The organism is Leyella stercorea DSM 18206, from assembly GCF_000235885.1.
Lineage (GTDB): Bacteria > Bacteroidota > Bacteroidia > Bacteroidales > Bacteroidaceae > Prevotella > Prevotella stercorea.
Window position 1 is genome coordinate 1 of sequence record NZ_JH379425.1, and the last position, 1,314, is coordinate 1,314.

A 1,314-nucleotide genomic window follows, 5' to 3' on the forward strand; every position below is an offset into this window, starting at 1 on the left:
ATAGTGATATGACTGTCTGCGAGTAACATGATTCATCCAATTATAATATTGGAAGAGATGTCCATTCCAATGTTTTCCATTTTTTTTTCTTCAATTTTTCTAAGAGTACAGATGTAAGTTCGTAATGAGAATTTTTTTTCTTTTTTTGAGGAATTAGAGTAAACAATGTAACTGAATTGTCATTTTTATCACATTCTAATGTTGTGTAATTATATTCAACAACATGAAAACCCGAATACTCTAATTGTGTATTATCACATATTTTATCAAGAGGAATAAATTCTCCATCGAAAAAAATACGACCATTTTGTAACCATAGAGACAACCATTCCATAATCAAATAAGGTAAATTTGAAGGTGCAATTCTTGAATATGGATTCCATCCTAATGGTAAAATCATTATAAATTCTGTTGATGGATTGCTATACCTATAATTACCTATGGTATATAAGAGTACGTTGCTGTTACTATTTGTTATTGCAATTCTATTAAATGTCCCATTTGACAAAATATTGAAGCGATTTGGTATTACTCTTCCAATATAGTAATCTATGTGGGCGGATATTCCTCCCCCATTTTCTGAAGTCCAATCATAATCCCTATTTACATTTGATAATGCTCCATTTTCAATTAGATAGTTAAATAGATGTTCATGTTTCCATATTATAGCTAAATCCAACGGACTCAGATATAATCCGATATTTAATCTATTTATATCTGCTCCACACTCAACAAGATACGCCATCATATCATAATGCCCTTTTGTGCAAGCTGTTCCAATTGCAGAAAGTTTTACTAAATCGTATCCATTTACATCTGCATTATTGTCTAATAATAATTTTACAATATCAATATTATTAGAAGATGCGGCACCTTCTAAAGGATAGAATATATGATCTTTTGTATAATTGACATCAGCGCCATAATCAATAAGAATTTTACAAATATCATATAAGCCCAATTTTGCAGCTCGATATAGCGGTGGATTTAAATTATACAATTCTCCATCATTTAAATTCAATGTGCTATTTTCTCGCAAAATTTTTTCCAAAGCAATACTATTACCTTGTGTTATGTATTTCTCAATTTTTTGATACAATTCATTCATGTTTTTTTATTTTATTTAAAACCAGTTCCAGAGAAGATCTCTCCAAGTGAACCTAATGTCTCTTTTATGGCTTCAGGGTTTCCTCTTACTTTGGATAATTCATCATATACTGTTTTAGCTGCTTTTTTAGAATGATTGCCTAATCCATTGGAAGCCCAAACAAAATTTTCAATAGACCTGTTGGCGGAATTAAAAAACCGCCTGAA

At 30.3% G+C, this 1,314-nt stretch carries 2 protein-coding genes; both read right to left on the reverse strand.

The genetic code is table 11. The features are described 5' to 3' along the window. Positions 1-40: 40 nt before the first annotated feature. Positions 41-1,108 carry an ankyrin repeat domain-containing protein gene (locus HMPREF0673_RS06640; RefSeq protein ID WP_007899833.1) on the reverse strand — a complete coding sequence of 356 codons (1,068 nt, stop codon included), beginning with the start codon at positions 1,106-1,108 and terminating at the stop codon, positions 41-43. 11 nt (positions 1,109-1,119) lie between these two features. After that, positions 1,120-1,314: hypothetical protein (locus HMPREF0673_RS14515; protein ID WP_007899834.1), on the reverse strand; the 195-nt coding region annotated here is incomplete at its 5' end.

Bases quoted from the DNA above. Each gene is read 5' to 3' on its own strand.
- HMPREF0673_RS06640 (WP_007899833.1), bottom strand. From the start codon at position 1,108: ATGAATGAATTGTATCAAAAAATTGAGAAATACATAACACAAGGTAAT.